Source organism: Chitinophaga oryziterrae, from assembly GCF_009758125.1.
GTDB lineage: Bacteria > Bacteroidota > Bacteroidia > Chitinophagales > Chitinophagaceae > Chitinophaga > Chitinophaga oryziterrae.
In genome coordinates this window covers 769910-787635 of the sequence record NZ_WRXO01000003.1, presented here as the reverse complement: position 1 = coordinate 787635, position 17726 = coordinate 769910, and the positions used below count along the sequence as shown (strand labels likewise).

Sequence of the window (17726 nt, the reverse complement as noted above, 5' to 3'; positions counted from 1 at the left end):
ACAATCAATCAATAACAGAATGATATCATCCTGTGTTAATATAGCATTACATGTAAATCTAATTTAATGTATTAGTTTTACATCTTATATATTAAAATCTAATGAAGAGATCATTTATCCTATTCCTGCTTATTTTATTACACACCATTGGTTATGGACAATTTAAGACGATCGCTGAAGGGCCTGAATTTAAAGAACCAGGAAGAGGGCGGGGAAAAATATTCCAGTTGAAGAATGGGAATACTGTTTTTATACAGATTTTCACGGATGAAGATGATATAGAGTTCCGTATGTATGGGCCTAATCATAAACAGAAAGTAGAGAAGTTTATTAAGCCTGCTTATGAAAAGGATAAATTAAAATATTGCAATGCATTAGGTATGTTTGAGAATAACGGTAAGATTACATACTTAATTAGTGCGCAAGATAGTAAAGTGCCGAAGCTGATCCGACTGATTATTGACGCGAATACAGGGGAATTAGAAAAAGAAGAACAGCTGGGAGAACTCATAAAGGAAACTGTTTCACAGCTATCCGTAGGGATGTATGGCAATGTACCGGCAGCAGGCTTTTATTTCAAAAAAGATGAGAACAGTAATAACTATGCCATTGTATTGATGAATAGTTTCGCGTCTGACCAGAACAAGCGTATTGAAATTGTTCATTATACCGCTGATAATAAAGAAATTTCCAGATCTTATTATACTACTCCTCATGAAAGATATAAATACATGAGGTATCTTGATATGGTGGTAATAGGTGATGAGAAAGTGGAAGTACTGGCCAGAGCAGCTACTTCAGATAGAACCAAGGGAAAAGATTTAGATCAGGAGCTGGTATTGGCCGAACTGATAAAAGGCTCATCTAAAGTAGAATTGACGGAATTACCGGATATCAATATGACATCCGGTAATAAAAATAAAAGCTCTGATTTTTATTTTGGCCTGATGAGCTATAACCCTGTTACCAATAGAATAATGCTGATCTCATCTTATGAAGATGATGATAATGAACATCACGTCTATGCGAATAACCTGATCACATTCGACCCCGATAAGAAAAAGATAGACAAAACACTGGAACTGACAATGGATAAAGTGAATGAAAAGGCCGTTGAATTGTTCGGAAAAAAACGTCCTTATACAGGCGCTCCGCAGAATATTTATATTAATGCAGATGGTAGCTACAGCATTGTATTTGAGGCTATACGTAAAGTTGTGTCGGGCCCTAAAGACAGGTTTCCTTTTTTCTACATACCGGGGCATATTGCAATCAGCAATTATGATAAAACAGATAAACAAACCGGTAGTGCATTGATGCCTGCGGATTATTTCCTGATTGATATTGTGGTACATCCATTCTCAATGTTATCTAAACAAAACAGTACCCATACTACCCTGTTTGGTGACAGAGATGAATTCAAATTCTTCAATTACCTGCGTGCTAAAGATAAAAGTTATATCATGGTAAATGATGTGGCTGAGAATGCAGAAGATATGCTGAAAGGAGATGTTACTACTATCAGAGGCGTGGGTGACTGTGATGCTTTTTATTATGATATTCTTGATTCTGATATCCTGCCTAAAAGGAAATTTATATTCGGGCAACCCGAACGTAAAAAACATGTCATGCATTTGCCCTCCATCGCTTCTTATGATGCAGCAACTAATGTATACGTTACATTGAAGCTGGATATAGATAGTAAGAAATATAAACTGGTGTGGATGCAGTTGTAAAAATAATAAACTCCGTTATAAAATTCGTTTATTAACAAAACATAATAGGCTCCTGACGGAGCCTATTATGTTTTGTTATTTGTACTGATACTATTTAGTGATGATCACCTTCTTTGTAAAGGTTTTGTTCCTGCCTGTAACTTTTAATATAAATACGCCTGGTTTAAACCCATCGGTATCTATAGTTACATTGCTTACAGACGTTACATTCTTTCTCAGTACTTCTTTCCCTTCACTGTCATAAAGCGATAATAATATTCCTTCACCAGCCGGCAGGCTTACATTGAATGAACCCACAGCAGGATTAGGATATACTGTCATCTCATTGGGTAGAACTTCCTCATGCGCAACAGCCACGGTAGCAGCAGCACAGGCCACACTACCTGTGAAAGCCATCTGTGTATCTGTGAACTGGGTATAGGTGCTGTTGACATCTACGTTAGATGCATCAGTAGCCGTTTTACCATCACATTCTGTACGACCGTTATTCGGATGAGGTACCTGTAAATAAGTACCGTTCGTACTGCAACTGCCTAACTCCGCATCACCACCTACTACCACACTATTACCGAAAGTTACGCCCCATTCCATCGCATCACCCTTCACAATGGCATTACCGGATACTGTGCAATTACTTAATACTGCATTGTCCAGCACCTGTGCTGTACCTGAGTAAGTACCATTCCATACACTTGCATTTCCTTTGATTACTACACTATTCTGCACAGTGGCATTCTCTATCCAGGCAGTACCTTCTATGCGTGCAGTACCTGAAATGTTAGAGGAGCCCAGTACGATCGCATTGGGGCCAACATATGCAGTAGAAGCAACTGTTGCGGTATTAGCTACCCAGCCACCACCATTGGAATGTGCATGACCGTTAGTTTTATACGCAGACCGGTAAGTACTCTGGTATCCTTCGGGTACTGCGTTGGCAATACGGATTTCATAAGGATATCTTTTGATCTTAGGCCATCCCGGCTCCCACACATAAGAGGTGTGCGTGGTAGGCGCTCCCATCACCACCAGGTACAACTTCATTTCGTTGGTATTCATCTGGAAGCTGATCTGTCCTTCGTTGGCACTGTTCAACGCTCCATAGCGGGATACCGTACCATCTGCATTCTCTGCCACAAAGCCATAACGCCAGCCGGCAGTAGCATTCACTTCCGTATGCCCTTTGAATTTAACGGTTACCAGGCGTGAACTACAAGTGGTGTACAACGGAATAATGTTGTAGCCATAGTCCTGCGGCGCGAAAGCGTCCGGTACTACGTACCTTCCCGTAGTGGCGCTGATCTGTTGCAGCACCGTATGCATACGCCAGATATAATGTGGTTCCTGGGTTTTCAGGCGGTCCCTTTCTGCCCGCATGATACCGCCGAACCCATTGATCGTATAATCGTAGGTAGGTTCACGTTTGGCGTATTCATAAGCGAAATCATTGAGCTGGGATTGTGTCCAGCCTTTCAGGCGGCGGTAAGTAATTAACGGGTGTTCATTCGCCAGGGACTCTTTCCACAAGCGGTTTACCATACCGATGCCGTCCAGTTGCTGAATCGTGTAAAGCAGTTTGAATGTGCCATAGTGATGCCGGGTGGAACTCCAGTGGAACATTTCCGTACCGAACCACCGGGGCAGGTCATCTCCTGCAAAACGCGGATACATCTGCGTACGCATGTAATTGGCATGCGCTTCCCAGAAGAAGCCGGCAGGCTCATAGTTGATGTAACCACCGCCTACCGTGTTCTCCTGGATGGAGATCATGCCCTGTAAAGAGTGTGTTAACTCGTGACTGAGTACGCCCCCGTCTCTTGTTGAATTGGGATGTACCCACATAGCCCCGATGGTATTGCCGTAAGTGCCGCCAAAAGCCCATCCCGTAGGACCATTGGTCCCCCAGGTATCATTCATCACAATAATGATCTTATACTTACCCAGGTTTTTGGTGGAAGTATCAGAACAGAACTTTATCTCCTTAATGTACCTGGTGTAAATCTTTTCCAGGGTGTCGCAAATCGACTGCGGGTTAAATGCCAGGTTGGGATCTGAATAGTTTGCCGGGTCTGTACCTACTACATTTCCCCAGAAGACAATGAAGTTGGCCGACTGGTATGATTTGCTGTAAGACCAGGTGTTCAGAGGGGCCGTAGAAAATTCTGCGGGGATGTAAACTGTCTTTTGCGCGGCAACGCTGCCCGTTATTAACAGGCATAGCAATAGCTGTAAACATGTTTTCATGAATGTACTTTTTTAAGGTTTATTTTGAGATATCAGAATACGGGATCGGGTTTCACTCATTCTAAAATTAGGGGAATAGTATGCGGGACGAGTGACAGATATTGACGGGTTTGGACTGTATTTTAACCTCCCCCGAAATATTAAAATATATCAGATATATTTAATTAAAGGTAAGTTTGTGCTATTTTAACACGATTTCTATCAGAAATCTTTACTTTATCCCATTAAAACATTAAATTGTCCATGTTGCTAAAATCATTCCCTAATTCATTCAAAAAAGAAGCTTATGGACAGGCTTAAATTATTAGATCAGTATAACAGTGCGGCCGATATATGGGATGAAATGTACGACAAGCAACAGATCAGGGACCATTACAGCAAAGTATTTACCTCGCTGGAACAGTTTGATGTATCTGCCCTCCAGCAAAAAGACCGCCTTGCCGGAGAGTTGTTCATGAACCAGGGCATCACCTTTACAGTGTACAGCGATGATGCGGGTATTGAACGCATCTTCCCCTTCGACATTATTCCCCGTATTATTACAGGCAAAGAATGGGAACATATTGAACTGGGCATCAAACAACGCCTGAAAGCGCTCAACATGTTCCTGAAGGACATCTATAATGATCAGCAGATATTGAAAGATAAGGTGGTCCCTGCGTCTCTGGTAGCTTCCTGTCCACATTATACCAGGGATGTATTTGGCATTAAAGTACCACACGATATCTATGTACATATCTCCGGTATCGATCTCATTCGTGGGGAAGACGGGCTGTTTTATGTACTGGAAGATAACCTGCGTACTCCTTCGGGCGTAAGTTATATGCTGGAAAACCGCGAGGTGACCAAACGCATTTTCCCCGAACTGCTGGCGGCCAATCACGTGAGAAGGGTCAGCAATTATCCCCTCCTGCTGCATGAGATCTTATTGCAGATGGCGCCTACACAGTTGTCCAACCCTACCGTGGTGTTACTGACGCCGGGTATTTATAACTCCGCTTATTATGAACACACTTTCCTGGCACGTCAGATGGGGATTACCCTGGTAGAAGGACGCGACCTGGTAGTGGACCATCATAAAGTATATATGAAAACAACGGACGGACTGGAACAGGTGCACGTGATTTACCGCCGGATTGATGATGAGTTCCTCGATCCTTTGTTGTTCCGGCCGGACAGCGCATTGGGTGTACCCGGACTGATGAACGCTTACCGCAAAGGGAATGTAGCGATCATCAACGCAATGGGTAATGGTGTGGCAGATGATAAGGCCGTATATGCCTACGTACCGGCAATGATCAAATATTATCTGAATGAAGAGCCTATCCTTCCCAACGTACCCACATACGAGTTACACGATGCTTCTGTAAGGAAATACGTGTTCGATAACATTGAGAAGATGGTAATAAAACAAACGAATCAGTCGGGCGGATACGGCATGATCATGGGTAATAAAGTAAGTGCGGAAGACTGGGAGAAAGCGAAAGTAGCGATTGAAGCAGATCCCCGCAGTTTCATTGCCCAGCCTATCATTAAGCTGTCTACTGTACCTTGTTTTATAGATGGCACCTTCCAGGCAAGACATGTGGACCTTCGCCCCTATGCGCTTTGCGGCCCGCAGGGCGTGCAGATCGTACCGGGTGGGCTCACCCGTGTGGCGCTGCGCAAGGATTCTCTTATTGTTAATTCTTCACAGGGTGGTGGCAGCAAAGACACCTGGGTAATAGATTGATCAACCAAACGAATTTTTCATGCTAAGTAGGATTGCTGATTCACTTTTCTGGCTGGCCCGGTATATGGAACGGGCAGAAGGATTACTAAGAGTAACTTCCACACATTATATTCTTTCTCTTGATAAAGACGTTAACGGTCCGCTCACATGGAAACCGGTACTGGAAACTTTTACCAGTTGCACGGATGCTGAGATGGACGCGATTGCCCATAATACCGGTGATGCACTTAAAAAACTGCTGACCGACAATACGAATCATAACTCGCTGAAGGTGATCATCACCAAGGCCAGGGAAAATGCGCGCGGGATACAGGATTATATTACCAAAGAAGTATGGGAAGAGGTGAATTCATTTTATCACCTCATTCACCAGCCTTCACTGGATAAACGCCTCTCCAATTATGAAGCAGCGGATATACTCGATTTATTTACCCGTCACAGCGTACTCTATACCGGTATTACCGATATCACAATGGCACGTGGTATCGGCTGGGGTTTTATGAACCTTGGCAAATACATAGAGCGGTGCCTGGAGACGATCGTACTTACCAACAAGCAGTATCAGCGTATTAACTACCGGATGGATGAGATCAAAGACATCATGTTATGGCGTCATTTACTGATGTCCTTATCCGGTTATGAGCTGCATTTAAAGACATACCGTTCTTCTTTATATAATCATGATGTACTGCACCAGGTATCATTTAATGAGGACTTCCCGCATTCTGTGGTATATTCACTGGGCCGTATAGACCGTCATTTACAGGATGTGACACGTAAGAACTCCTCTGAAGATATGGCGGCGCTGATGCGGTGTTTTGGCCGTTTATTCAGCAAAGTGAAGAACACGGACCTGGATGTATTGAATAATGATAATCTGCAGCAGTACCTGGAAGATCTCCGGAATGACCTGCTGTATTTTACCACTTTATTAAGTCAGAAATTTTTCTCTTACGCATAAGCAGTTTCCATATGCCCATTTTCAGAATACATCATATTACCAAATACGAGTACGACAGACCGGTAAAGGAAAGCGTAAATGCGATCAAAATATATCCTTATCAGTGTCCTGAACAGGAAATCCTTCAACATGACCTGTTGATTACAGGCCATCCTGATGTGCAGACCTTTACTGATTACTGGGGTAATAAAACGGGGGATTTTAATATACTTTCCCCGCATAAAGCACTGACGATAGAAAGTAAGCTGCTCGTACGTACGATTGCACCTACCCAGTTGCAGATCAACTTTCACAGCGGGTTTGATGAGTTGAGGCAAGAGATGGACGGTCAGCTGAAAATGCTGGAACTGGCCAGGCCGGATATGATCAACACACAGGGCGCGGTGGATAATATACGAACGATTATTTGTCAGCCGGGTAAGAGTATTGCCGCTGTTACAGAACATTGCAGTGAGTATATCTTTAAGCATTTTAAATATATTAAGGGGATCACGAACATAGAGACAACAGTAGATGAGATCCTGTTACACCGTGCAGGTGTATGCCAGGATTTTGCGCACCTGATGCTGCATATTCTGCGTTCCGCAGGTATCCCCTGCCGTTATGTGAGCGGGTATATTTGTCCGAATAAAGACGGTATGCGCGGAGAAGGCGCTACGCATGCCTGGGTGGAAGTGTATATTCCCGGTTATGGCTGGGCAGGTATTGATCCTACTAATAATGTGTGGGTGACAAACAAACATGTGAAGTTGTCTGTAGGCAGGCATTTCAGGGATTGCAGTCCGGTGAAGGGTTCTTTCAAAGGGCCTGCAAGGCAGACATTATCTGTGTATGTAGCGGTAGCTTATGAAGATGGTAATACGTTTGAAGAGCTGAATAATGTACATCTTCAAAAAGAGAATGCGGATGATACGCCGGACGTGGAAGATGGCACTTTTGCAGGGCAGCAGTGATTATTTTGTTTAATTTATATAAGGGATGCGCTGATACGGCGCATCCCTTTTTTTATTTATTTCTTCTCTCCCCAAACAAAATAATATACCGGTATTCCTAATAACACAATACCTAATCCGGGCCAGGTGTATAAAGGTTTGTACACTAATAATGCCAGGCAGATAACGATAGCGGCAATGATGTATAATAACGGTAAGAAAGGATAACCAAATGCTTTGTAAGGACGAGGCAGGTCAGGGCGTTTACGCCTTAATCTGAAGATACCCGCAATCGTGAGAATATAGAATATCAGCACAACAAAGATCACATAATCCAGCAACTGGTTGTACTTGCCGCTAAGGCATAATATAGAAGCCCAGATACACTGAATCCATAAAGCTTTGCCGGGAACATCGTTCTTGTTTAACTCACCAAGTTTCTTAAAGAATACGCCGTCCTTTGCCATGGTATAACATACCCTTGCACCGGATAATATCAGTCCGTTATTACATCCGAAAGTAGAGACCATTAATAACCCTGCAATGATATAAGTACCATTAGGGCCAAAGATGCGGATAGCCGCTGCCACTCCTACCCTGTCGTTCTCCGCGAAGGCAATGCCGTTCATAGGCAGGATGCTGATATACACTAAATTAGTAGCCACGTAAATCACGGTTACCAGTAATGTACCCAGGAACAAACTACGACCGATATTACGTTCCGGTTTTTTGATCTCACCGGCAATGAAGGTGACATTATTCCAGGAATCACTGCTGAACAAACTGCCCACCATACTTCCCGCGATAGCCCCTAATACGGATAAACCGGCATAGGGGACCAGGTCAGTGGGAGTCATCTTCTGCAGTGTAAACCCTGTTTGCCAGTTGGCATCCCATACAGATTTATCAGCAGCTAATAAACCGAATATGATCAATGCCAATAGTGCCGCAATCTTTGCTAAGGTGAAGCAGGTTTGTATCAGCTTCCCTTCTTTTACCCCTAATGTATTGATAAAGGTGAGTAATACGATGAGTAGGATAGCGGTGACCTGCGCAGCCGAAATCTGTATCAGGCCCAGGTCCAGTAAGATATTCTTTTCGCTTAATACCGGGAAGAGATAAGCGGAGAATTTAGCAAAAGCCACGCCTACCGCTGCTATGGAGCCCGCCTGGATAACGGTAAAGAAACTCCAGCCGAATAAGAATCCTGTAAGGCGATTGAATGCTTCTTTCAGGTAAACGTATTGTCCGCCGGCATGAGGGAACATCCCGCTTAGTTCACCGTAGCTGAGTGCAGCGGTGAGTGTGAGAACGCCTGTGATGATCCAGATCAGGACTAACCAACCCGCAGAACCCACGTTGCGTGTAATATCTGCACTTACGAGGAAGATGCCTGATCCTATCATTGAGCCGGCGACGATCATCGTTGCGTCCAGCAATCCGAATGAGCGCCGGAAAGATTTTGGTTGGTCTGACATAAGTTATGTGGGCTTGATTATCTGTTGAGTCAGATAAAATACTTATCTAACTCAACAAAAAAGTTTTTCATTATGCTGTAGCGACTGAGTTAATTTTCTTTAATGGTGCTTCGCACCATTAAAGAAAATTGAAGGGGTTTTGCAGGGCGAAGCCCTGCACCCAAAAATTAAACTGCGTCTGTTACTTAGTCAGCTGATTATCCACTGTTCTCCAAATCCCCTGCGGGTTATCCTTCTTCAAAGCATCCGGTAACAGGTGATCGGGAAAGTTCTGAAAGCATACCGGGCGTACCCAACGTTTAATGGCGCTGGTGCCTACAGAAGTAAAGCGCTGGTCTGATGTTGCCGGGAAAGGCCCGCCATGTACCATTGCAGCGCATACTTCCACTCCGGTAGGTGGTTGGTTTAATATGATACGTCCTGCCAGTGTAGCTTGCAGGGCTATAACATCCTGCCATTGTGCGGTATCTGTTTCAGTACCTACAACAGTAGTAGTGAGTTGTCCTTTCAGGCTTTTTAATACCGCCATCAGTTCTGCTTTATCCTTACAGGTGACCACCAGGGAATAAGGCCCGAAAAGCTCTTCTTTTAAAGCGTGATTTTTCAGGAACTCCGCACCGGTAGAACGTGCCAGTGCAGGCCATGCTTCTTCACCCGCAGGTGCGGCCGTTTCACTGACTAAGGTCACTGCTTCCTGGGCCAGCATATTCGCGCGTCCTTTCACATAGGCCTGCTGAATACCGCTGTGTAACATCTTCTGTGGCGTACTGGCAGCAATCGCAGTGCCCAGCAGATGCAGGAAGTTTTCCAGCGCTTCGCTCTGGATAGCAATGAGTAATCCCGGGTTGGTGCAGAACTGTCCCATGCCCAGTGTAATAGAAGCCGCAAATGTCTGCGCTAACTGAGGAGCCTGCGTTTGCAGGGCATCCGGGAAGAATACCACCGGGTTGATGCTGCTCATCTCTGCGAATACAGGGATGGGAGATTCCCGTTCGGTTGCATAACCCATTAACGCCTTACCACCCTGTAAAGAGCCGGTAAAACCTACACCGGTAGTAAGCGGATGTAGCACCAGTTCTTTACCTAAGGCTACATCAGCCACATGTTGTACGGTATGTTCCGGCATACCGGCAGCAGCGATCGCCTTTTGCATAGCAGTAAACACCAGTAAAGAGGTACGCGGATGTGCCGGATGGCCTTTAATCACAACGGTAGCACCGGCAGCAAGAACGCTGGCCGTATCTCCCCCTGCCGTTGAAAAGGCGAACGGAAAGTTACTGGCGCCGAAAACAACCACCGGACCAACAGGCAGCAGCATCCTGCGGATATCTGGCCGGGGTGGCGTGTTGTCTGGTCTCGCAGTATCTATCACAGCATCTACCCAACTTCCTTCCTTTATCAGTTCTGCGAACAGCTTTAACTGATTGGTAGTACGGGTAATCTCTCCGTTCAGACGGGCAGCAGGTAAGTTGGTCTCTTTTCCGGCTGTCTCAGCTAAAATCTCCCTTTGCTTTTCTATCTCTGCTGCAATTGTCTCCAGGAAAGCTGCTCTTTCAGCGGGTTTAACCTGTTTGTATATATCAAATGCCTGTGCAGATTGCTGCATAATTGTATCTATCTGCATGTAACTTATTTTATAATGAGAGGTATTCCGGAAGAGCAGGTCTGTTAGCTATAGAGGTATTTATCACCTTTAAGATCCTTTCTCTTTCTTCTCCTACCAGCGCCAGACGCGGAGCCCTTACCAGTTCGCTGCCTAAGCCGGCCTGCTGTTCTGCCAGTTTAATGTATTGTACCAGTTTAGCATGAAGGTCCAGTTCTAATAACGGCAGGAACCAGCGATAAATTTTCAGCGCTTCTTCTATTTTACCAGCTTTCACCAGGCGATAAACAGCCACTGTTTCAGCAGGGAAAGCGCATACCAGTCCGCCTACCCAACCTACGGCGCCTAAAACTAATTCTTCCATAGCTAAGGTATCCACCCCGCAAAGGATTTTATACCTGTCGCCAAAACGGTTGATCATGCGTGTAACATTCGATACATCTCTTGTAGATTCTTTTACGGCCTGGATATTAGCAAATTCCTGCAGCTGGTCGAATATCTCCAGGGTTACTTCAATTTTATAATCAACAGGATTATTATAAATCATGATGGGAAGATCGGTAGACGAAGCGACTGCTTTAAAGTAAGCAACGGTTTCGCGTTCATCACTCTTATAACGCATAGGCGGCAATAACATCAGCCCTTTTGCGCCCCATTTGGAAGCGTCTTTAGCCAGTTGTACCGCATCGCGGGTAGCGCCTTCCGCTATATTCATTACAACAGGCACTTTACCGGCAACCTGTTCTACGGTAAACCTGGTAAGCTTTTCTTTTTCGGTGTTGCTCAGTACACTAGCCTCACCCAGTGAACCACCCAGAATAATTCCATCAATTCCAGCATCCAGCTGCACTTTCAGGTTTTTCCCGAACAGTGGCAGATCCAGTTCATCGGCTGATGTAAACTTTGTGGTAAACGCAGGAAATATCCCTTTCCATTCGATACTCATAGAATAATTTTTTGTCAAAAATATTTCAAACATAGTCAGCGGGCCTAACTGATAGTAATCAATTATAGGCTGATATTAACCTCTTTTAAGGAATAAAAGATATTAAACGGGGAGATTAACCATTTTTTCACCCATTCGATGATTATTCTATGAAATTCGAGTTAATATCCGTAAGTTTGATTTACAAGAGGAAGAATAATTGTACGATTAACACTCATTGCCAACAGACTGATCAACCAAAATACCTGTAATTAAAAAAATTTATAAGATGAAAGTGTTGCAGTTCACTATACCTGTTCCGCTGGACAAGTCCATCATTGTACAAAAAGATGTGCTCCCTTACTTTTATCCGCACCTGCACAGGCATCAGGAGATACAACTGACCTGGATACAGCAGGGAGAAGGAACGCTGGTAGCGGATAATAATATGCATTCCTTCCGGTCTAATGAGATCTACTGGCTGGGGGCCAATCAACCGCATATTTTCAAAAGTGAATCCTCTTATTTCCTGCCTAAAAGCCGGAAGAAGATAGTGGCATTGGTGATCTTCTTTAATCCTTACGGGGAATTATCCGCCTTCTTTAATCTGCCGGAAATCAAGCTGCTGAAGAACTTTGTACAGCAGCACCAGTCGGGCTTTAAAGTCCCGCCGGAGCATGCAGTAGAGATATCGGGCAAAATGCTGAAAGTAACCAACAGCACGGGCACAGAGCAACTGATCCACTTCGTGGACCTGTTGAAACAATTATCTACCTATGCAGATATTACCCCGCTGGCATCCGGACAAAAAACACAGCTGGTAAGTGAACATGAAGGGATACGTGTGGGCAATATTTACAACTACATCATGCAGCACTATGATAAGCCCATTACGCTGGAAGATGCTGCCAAACAGGCTCACATGACACCGCAGGCATTTTGCAGGTTCTTTAAAAAGCATACGCTGCATACATTCGTCTCCTTCTTAAATGAAGTACGCATCAACGAAGCCTGTAAAAAACTAACCGACGGCACTTATGATAATATTGCTACCGTCGCTTATACCTGTGGTTTTAACAGCATTACCAACTTCAACAGGGTGTTTAAGACGGTAACGTGCAAATCGCCCAGCGAATACATTAACAGCTATTTCCAGAGCGTAGAACACGCGTAATAAACCCATAGCAGGACAGTTCGGGGAGTCTCTATATGTAGAACATAGGTTGGATATAGATTGAACATACTTTCTTTGGCCGGTTCAGGGCATCAAAGTATGTTCAACCTATATCCAATGTATGTTCTACGTATGCTCTACTCTCAGAGACTCCCCGGACACTCTCTAATTACAGGCAAAAGAAGAGTCACTTCTGTTTTACCCCATGATACATAATGCATATTTTACATTCATCGCTATTGAAAAGATCCATTCAAAACCTTCCCAAATCGCGGATCATTATAAAAATCCCTGCCTGTAAAAGATGACACTATTTTTAAGCACGGTTTACCCGCAGAGCCCCGACATTCAATATAACAAGTTGATAATGAACAACTACCCAAGGCTTAACGTTCCTTTACCATACCTTTAACTTTTTATTTTAATACTATTCTACAATTTACAGCCTCAACCTTATATTAACATTTATGATTAAAATCTGTACGATCGCACTCCTGGTTTCTTGCACTACTTTAATATCTACTCGTAGTCATGCACAGGCAAAAGTTGCTTACATTAATATGCAGCAACTGATTTCCAGCATGCCGGAAGCCAAACGGGCTTACGATACGCTGCAGGCATATGAACAGGAACTGAACAAAGACGGGCAAATGCTGATGACCGAATTCCAGGCGAAAGTAACGGCCTATCAGAAAGACGAGCCAACACTGAAACAGGATCTGAAAGATGTAAGACTAAAAGAGCTGGAAACGTCCAAGGCCAATATAGAAGAGTATAAAGAGCGTATGGAGCAGAAGATCGCTGCACGTGAACAGAAACTGACTATTCCCATTATTGCAAAGGCGAAGAAAGCAGTGTCTGATGTAGCAGCAGAAAAAGGAATTGCATGTGTATTAGATAATTCAAAAGATATTGTGGTAACAGCTACCTGCGAGGATTTGCTGGCACCTGCGAAACTAAAACTAGGGATAAAATAAAATTGTGTGATCTCACATAATTAATCAAAAGAGGGGGTATCAAAGTTTGATACCCCCTTTTCTTATTTAGTCTTTATTCCTCTCAGGTGGCTCTACACCCAACAGGTTCCGTACAAAGAAATCGCGTTTCTTCTTACGGCCATAAGGCCCGCCATCACTATGGTCCATACCTGGTACTACCAACAGGTCAAAATCCTTGTTGGCTTTTATCAGCGCATCTACTACACGGTAAGTAGATTCCGGCGGTACATTATGGTCCGCCTCTCCTACTATCAGTAATAATTTGCCCTGTAATTTTGCTGCATTCGTCACATTCGACTGTGCTTCATAATGCGGCCCAACAGGATACCCCATCCACTGCTCATTCCACCATTGCTTATCTACCCGGTTATCATGACATCCGCAGGCAGACACCGCAGCTTTGTAAAACTCCGGATGGAACAACAAAGCGCCTGCGGAGTTTTGCCCGCCGGCAGAAGTGCCGTACAATCCCACACGGGAAGTGTCTACATAAGGATATCGCGCAGCCAGGGCTTTAATCCAGAGAATACGGTCCGGCAGGCCGGCATCGGCCAGGTTATGCCAGCAGCGATCATGAAAGGCTTTGGAGCGGTTCGCAGTGCCCATGCCATCTATCTGTACCACGATGAAACCCAGTTCAGCTAAACTTTGCATCTCCCCGTAAGGCATGAAGGTTTTAGGTACAAAGGCGTCCTGCGGCCCGGCATAAATGTTTTCAATCACAGGGTAACGATACGTACTATCGAAATGACGGGGGCGGCATACCACACCCCAAATATCCGTTTGCCCGTCTCTTGCCTTTGTATGGAATACTTCCGGTAAGCGCATCCCCATCGCGAGATAATCCTTCAGATCGGCCCTTTCTACCTCCATTATCAGCTTCCCGTCGCTGGTACGGTGTAATTCCGTCACCGGAGGTAAATCCGGCCGGGAATACGTATCCAGGTAGTAAGTTTTGGAAGGGGAAAAACTGAGCGCATGCTGGGCATTGGCGGTAGTGAGTTTCACCAGATGAGATCCATCGAAATTAATACGGTAATAGTGAATATTGTAAGGGTCTTCCCCGGCATTCATACCACTGCCGCGAAACCAGATCTCCCGTTTCTTTTCATCTACACTATCTACTCCACGGACAATCCATTGACCGGTAGTGATTTCATTCTTAATGGTCCCTTTCAACATATCCACTAAGTACAAATGATACCAGCCATCTTTCTCGGAAGACCAGATCATCTCATTACTATCTTCTAAATAATGTGTAAAGATCCGCTCTTCATAAATGAACGTATTCGTCTTTTCATCAATGATATTACGGGTACTGCCATTAGAGGCATCCACCTCTATTACACGAAAACGCTGATGCCCCCTGTCTGCCTTTTCATACGTAAAATAACGGGGATCGCTTTTACGCCAGCGTAAATAAGGCTTTCCCAGGAAATCATACACTTCCGTATTTACTTTAACGGCCTTCTTATCTGCCAGATTAAATATAAACATCTCGAAGCTGGTAAAAGGATCTCCGGGCTGCGCATATTCTTCTGTATCCAGTCTGGCCCTGGTGGTATTGGGTAAGGAAGAAAACAGGTGATGTACGGATTGTATCGCCACAGGATTGATATGATATCCAACCAGGTATTTACTATCAGGAGACCATTTCAATGCACCATAAGGCTTGTCTTTTGTACCATCCGTCGTAAAAGGGATTTCCTCTTCCCCTGATTTTACAAATACATTCCCATCCCTGATAAAGGCCGTCCATTCCTTACTGGGAGATACGCTATCGCTGGCCGTATTATCATCATGATATTCCCAGCGGCTATGATGTTCAAACCCGCTGTTGTTAATGGGTAATACAGGTGCTGTTGTTACCGTACAGTTATAGGTAGATAAATTACAACTATACCATTTGCTTTTTACCTGCACTAAAACAGCATTTGTTTTTGTTGGATAAACAAGATCAGTAATGGGTAACCGATCGCCTTTTAATGTTGTATCCATCGCCTTTGATAAACCCACGGCCATTCGTGCATGATCAAAAGCCGGTTTTTTAACCGCCCTGGAAACATCTGCCAATATAAATTCACTGGTACTGTCTGCCAGGACGTTCTTATAAAAGAAGCTGGTCTCTCCCGGTAACCAACGGGCCCTTACACTTGCTTTATACACTTTGTTACGGATGGTGGAGTCCAGCAATGCAGCACTGCGGTAAGCCGCCTTTTCATCATCCCGGGAGGGATGATAAGAAGGCAGCTGCGCTAATAATCTGTTAGTAAATAAACATCCGAAGAGGAAAATAAAATAACGTCCTGACATAAATGAATTATTGTTGTTTTCTAACCACATTACTTAAATGTATTGTGACCGTATACGTTCCCTGCAATAAATATTTAATCGTAAATACGGGATTGATGTTCATGTTAATATCGGTGAACTGCCCTGCCACACGATAATAACAGATATAATTATTCCAGGCACTGCTGCCTATAAAACACTGGGAGAAAACAGGGAATTCCGGTGCTACCGGGTATTCATAAATATACCCCGAATCTGTTTTTATCTCCGGGAAATAAGGGTCCCAGTTGGATAAAGTTGGCCGGTCCCCTCTCTTGATAATCTCTCCTTTAGCCGGACTAAAAGGCGTTCCATTCTTATCTACAAATTTAAGGATGATCTTATTAGGCCCTGCTACACGCTGAACATCTACCACCAGGGCAGAAGCATCCATCCCTGTAAACACCTCACCCACTAATGTGGACTTACTCCATGCCTTATAGGTAAGATCAAAAGCAGTAGCCGGATTGATAATTATATCACAGGCATTCTTCAGTGTTCTGCTACCCCGCATATTAAACACGTTCACATCAATGGTATATGTACCCGCTTCCACATAATTCGTAGCCTGCGTCAGTTCCAGCCGCCCGCCGGTATGATTGACATTAAAAGGCTTCACCAGGCTATCCCCCAGTTTCTTACTTAATAAGGCCACCGTTGAATCTTCAAAGGTAACAGCAGAAAGATATACAGGCACATTCTGCACAGCCGAAAAAAGACTGTCTACGATTTGACCGGTCGCTTTATTTCTTATCTGTAATAAATCTGCGTATAAAGGATTGGTAGACCCATCAGACTCAATAGGGTCTGAATAGGTAGCAATACCCTGAGGAACGTTGAACGGATTATTCCTGTAATAAATATTCTCCCCCAGATATCCTTCTACCGGCTTTTTACAGGCGCAAAGCAGCAAGATCAATATATAAAACCGTTTCATAAGTTAGCTGTTAAGTGGATTAAAAACGAACAAATACATGCTGGTTAGTGAGTACGTGTAACACTCCTCCGCTGGAAGTAAGAATACCCGTAGTCTGACATGGTACCCGCGTATCCGCATCCGGATCATTAGGATCTGTTGTACTATTATCCAGTGTGCCTCTTACCCTGGTGTAATACAGCAGGTATACCGGTGTTTTAGACCAGGTATAATAAGCAGGGTCTGTTTGTTTTATTTTGAGGATAGCAGCGGGCGTATTGCCTAATGTGGTATACGTTACCGCTGTTTCCTTTGCATCCGGCACCGTGATGGCCTCTTTGAAAAGATATTGCCTGACAGAATCTACGGTAATATCATTGTACATATCATCCAGTGAGTAACGGTTATTCTCATTGATCTGCCGGACAGAGTCCAGTTTATGCTGCAGGAACCTGGCTACGGAATAGTCTGTAGGTGCAAAGAATGTTTTAGCATTATTGACTTCATCCTTCAGGTTATAATGATCTATGATCATGATTACCGTATCAAACAACTGAAACTGTTGTTTGGCGAGATAGTCATATGTAGAGAGATCGGTGTGTGCGGAACTGAGTCCGCCGTCCGTAAGGTAAGCATCTTTCTTACAGGCGGTAAACAGCAACAGGCATATTATCAGTATACGTGTCATACATGAATGAT

13 protein-coding genes are annotated in these 17726 nt (G+C 44.1%); 6 read left to right on the top strand and 7 right to left on the bottom strand.

The genetic code is table 11. The annotated features are described in order from the left end of the window. The first annotated feature begins 101 nt into the window (after positions 1 to 101). Positions 102 to 1736: a hypothetical protein gene (locus GO495_RS14990; RefSeq protein WP_157300510.1), complete on the top strand. Its 1635-nt coding sequence runs from the start codon at positions 102 to 104 to the stop codon at positions 1734 to 1736. A 90-nt stretch (positions 1737 to 1826) separates the two neighbouring features. On the opposite strand, the gene GO495_RS14985 is transcribed toward GO495_RS14990, so the two are convergent. Beyond that, the gene (locus GO495_RS14985) at positions 1827 to 3977 is read right to left on the bottom strand and encodes a DUF6055 domain-containing protein (RefSeq protein WP_157300509.1); all 2151 of its coding nucleotides are present in this window, start codon (positions 3975 to 3977) and stop codon (positions 1827 to 1829) included. Between the two features lie 286 nt (positions 3978 to 4263). On the opposite strand from GO495_RS14985, the gene GO495_RS14980 reads away from it, so the two are divergent. The 3 genes from GO495_RS14980 to GO495_RS14970 are packed head-to-tail and all read left to right on the top strand — an operon-like array spanning position 4264 to position 7623. After that, positions 4264 to 5709: a circularly permuted type 2 ATP-grasp protein gene (locus GO495_RS14980; protein WP_157300508.1), complete on the top strand. Its 1446-nt coding sequence runs from the start codon at positions 4264 to 4266 to the stop codon at positions 5707 to 5709. Between the two features lie 19 nt (positions 5710 to 5728). After that, complete coding sequence (locus GO495_RS14975; RefSeq protein ID WP_157300507.1) at positions 5729 to 6670, top strand: alpha-E domain-containing protein; 942 nt, start codon at positions 5729 to 5731, stop codon at positions 6668 to 6670. Positions 6671 to 6681: 11 nt separating this feature from the next. Further along, positions 6682 to 7623, top strand: a complete 942-nt coding sequence (locus GO495_RS14970; RefSeq protein WP_157300506.1) for a transglutaminase family protein — start codon at positions 6682 to 6684, stop codon at positions 7621 to 7623. Positions 7624 to 7679: 56 nt separating this feature from the next. Here the strand turns inward: GO495_RS14970 and GO495_RS14965 are convergent, their stop codons facing one another. From GO495_RS14965 to GO495_RS14955, 3 genes are all read right to left on the bottom strand, one after another. Continuing rightward, the gene (locus tag GO495_RS14965; protein WP_157300505.1) at positions 7680 to 9080 is read right to left on the bottom strand and encodes an APC family permease; all 1401 of its coding nucleotides are present in this window, start codon (positions 9078 to 9080) and stop codon (positions 7680 to 7682) included. A 181-nt stretch (positions 9081 to 9261) separates the two neighbouring features. Further along, a complete protein-coding gene (locus GO495_RS14960) occupies positions 9262 to 10704 on the bottom strand; it encodes an aldehyde dehydrogenase (NADP(+)) (protein ID WP_157300504.1) in 1443 nt (480 codons plus the stop codon). A gap of 10 nt (positions 10705 to 10714) precedes the next feature. Further along, positions 10715 to 11629, bottom strand: a complete 915-nt coding sequence (locus GO495_RS14955; protein ID WP_157300503.1) for a dihydrodipicolinate synthase family protein — start codon at positions 11627 to 11629, stop codon at positions 10715 to 10717. A gap of 268 nt (positions 11630 to 11897) precedes the next feature. Here GO495_RS14955 and GO495_RS14950 point away from each other — a divergent pair, with 268 nt between their 5' ends. Continuing rightward, positions 11898 to 12782, top strand: coding sequence for an AraC family transcriptional regulator (locus tag GO495_RS14950; protein WP_157300502.1), 885 nt, complete (start codon positions 11898 to 11900; stop codon positions 12780 to 12782). A gap of 467 nt (positions 12783 to 13249) precedes the next feature. Then, complete coding sequence (locus tag GO495_RS14945; protein ID WP_157300501.1) at positions 13250 to 13759, top strand: OmpH/Skp family outer membrane protein; 510 nt, start codon at positions 13250 to 13252, stop codon at positions 13757 to 13759. A 66-nt stretch (positions 13760 to 13825) separates the two neighbouring features. Here the strand turns inward: GO495_RS14945 and GO495_RS14940 are convergent, their stop codons facing one another. From GO495_RS14940 to GO495_RS14930, 3 genes are read right to left on the bottom strand one after another with little or no spacing between them, the layout of a single operon-like run. Beyond that, complete coding sequence (locus tag GO495_RS14940; protein WP_157300500.1) at positions 13826 to 16093, bottom strand: S9 family peptidase; 2268 nt, start codon at positions 16091 to 16093, stop codon at positions 13826 to 13828. A 7-nt stretch (positions 16094 to 16100) separates the two neighbouring features. Further along, positions 16101 to 17048 (bottom strand): hypothetical protein, encoded by a 948-nt coding sequence (locus GO495_RS14935; protein WP_157300499.1) that lies wholly within the window; start codon positions 17046 to 17048, stop codon positions 16101 to 16103. A gap of 19 nt (positions 17049 to 17067) precedes the next feature. Then, on the bottom strand, positions 17068 to 17715 hold the full coding sequence (locus tag GO495_RS14930) for a hypothetical protein (RefSeq protein ID WP_157300498.1): 648 nt from the start codon (positions 17713 to 17715) through the stop codon (positions 17068 to 17070). Between the last annotated feature and the right edge of the window lie 11 nt (positions 17716 to 17726).

Bases quoted from the DNA above. Each gene is read 5' to 3' on its own strand.
- GO495_RS14975 (WP_157300507.1), top strand. From the start codon at position 5,729: ATGCTAAGTAGGATTGCTGATTCACTTTTCTGGCTGGCCCGGTATATG.
- GO495_RS14970 (WP_157300506.1), top strand. From the start codon at position 6,682: ATGCCCATTTTCAGAATACATCATATTACCAAATACGAGTACGACAGA.
- GO495_RS14980 (WP_157300508.1), top strand. From the start codon at position 4,264: ATGGACAGGCTTAAATTATTAGATCAGTATAACAGTGCGGCCGATATA.
- GO495_RS14990 (WP_157300510.1), top strand. From the start codon at position 102: ATGAAGAGATCATTTATCCTATTCCTGCTTATTTTATTACACACCATT.
- GO495_RS14960 (WP_157300504.1), bottom strand. From the start codon at position 10,704: ATGCAGATAGATACAATTATGCAGCAATCTGCACAGGCATTTGATATA.
- GO495_RS14985 (WP_157300509.1), bottom strand. From the start codon at position 3,977: ATGAAAACATGTTTACAGCTATTGCTATGCCTGTTAATAACGGGCAGC.
- GO495_RS14950 (WP_157300502.1), top strand. From the start codon at position 11,898: ATGAAAGTGTTGCAGTTCACTATACCTGTTCCGCTGGACAAGTCCATC.
- GO495_RS14930 (WP_157300498.1), bottom strand. From the start codon at position 17,715: ATGACACGTATACTGATAATATGCCTGTTGCTGTTTACCGCCTGTAAG.
- GO495_RS14965 (WP_157300505.1), bottom strand. From the start codon at position 9,080: ATGTCAGACCAACCAAAATCTTTCCGGCGCTCATTCGGATTGCTGGAC.
- GO495_RS14955 (WP_157300503.1), bottom strand. From the start codon at position 11,629: ATGAGTATCGAATGGAAAGGGATATTTCCTGCGTTTACCACAAAGTTT.
- GO495_RS14935 (WP_157300499.1), bottom strand. From the start codon at position 17,048: ATGAAACGGTTTTATATATTGATCTTGCTGCTTTGCGCCTGTAAAAAG.
- GO495_RS14940 (WP_157300500.1), bottom strand. From the start codon at position 16,093: ATGTCAGGACGTTATTTTATTTTCCTCTTCGGATGTTTATTTACTAAC.
- GO495_RS14945 (WP_157300501.1), top strand. From the start codon at position 13,250: ATGATTAAAATCTGTACGATCGCACTCCTGGTTTCTTGCACTACTTTA.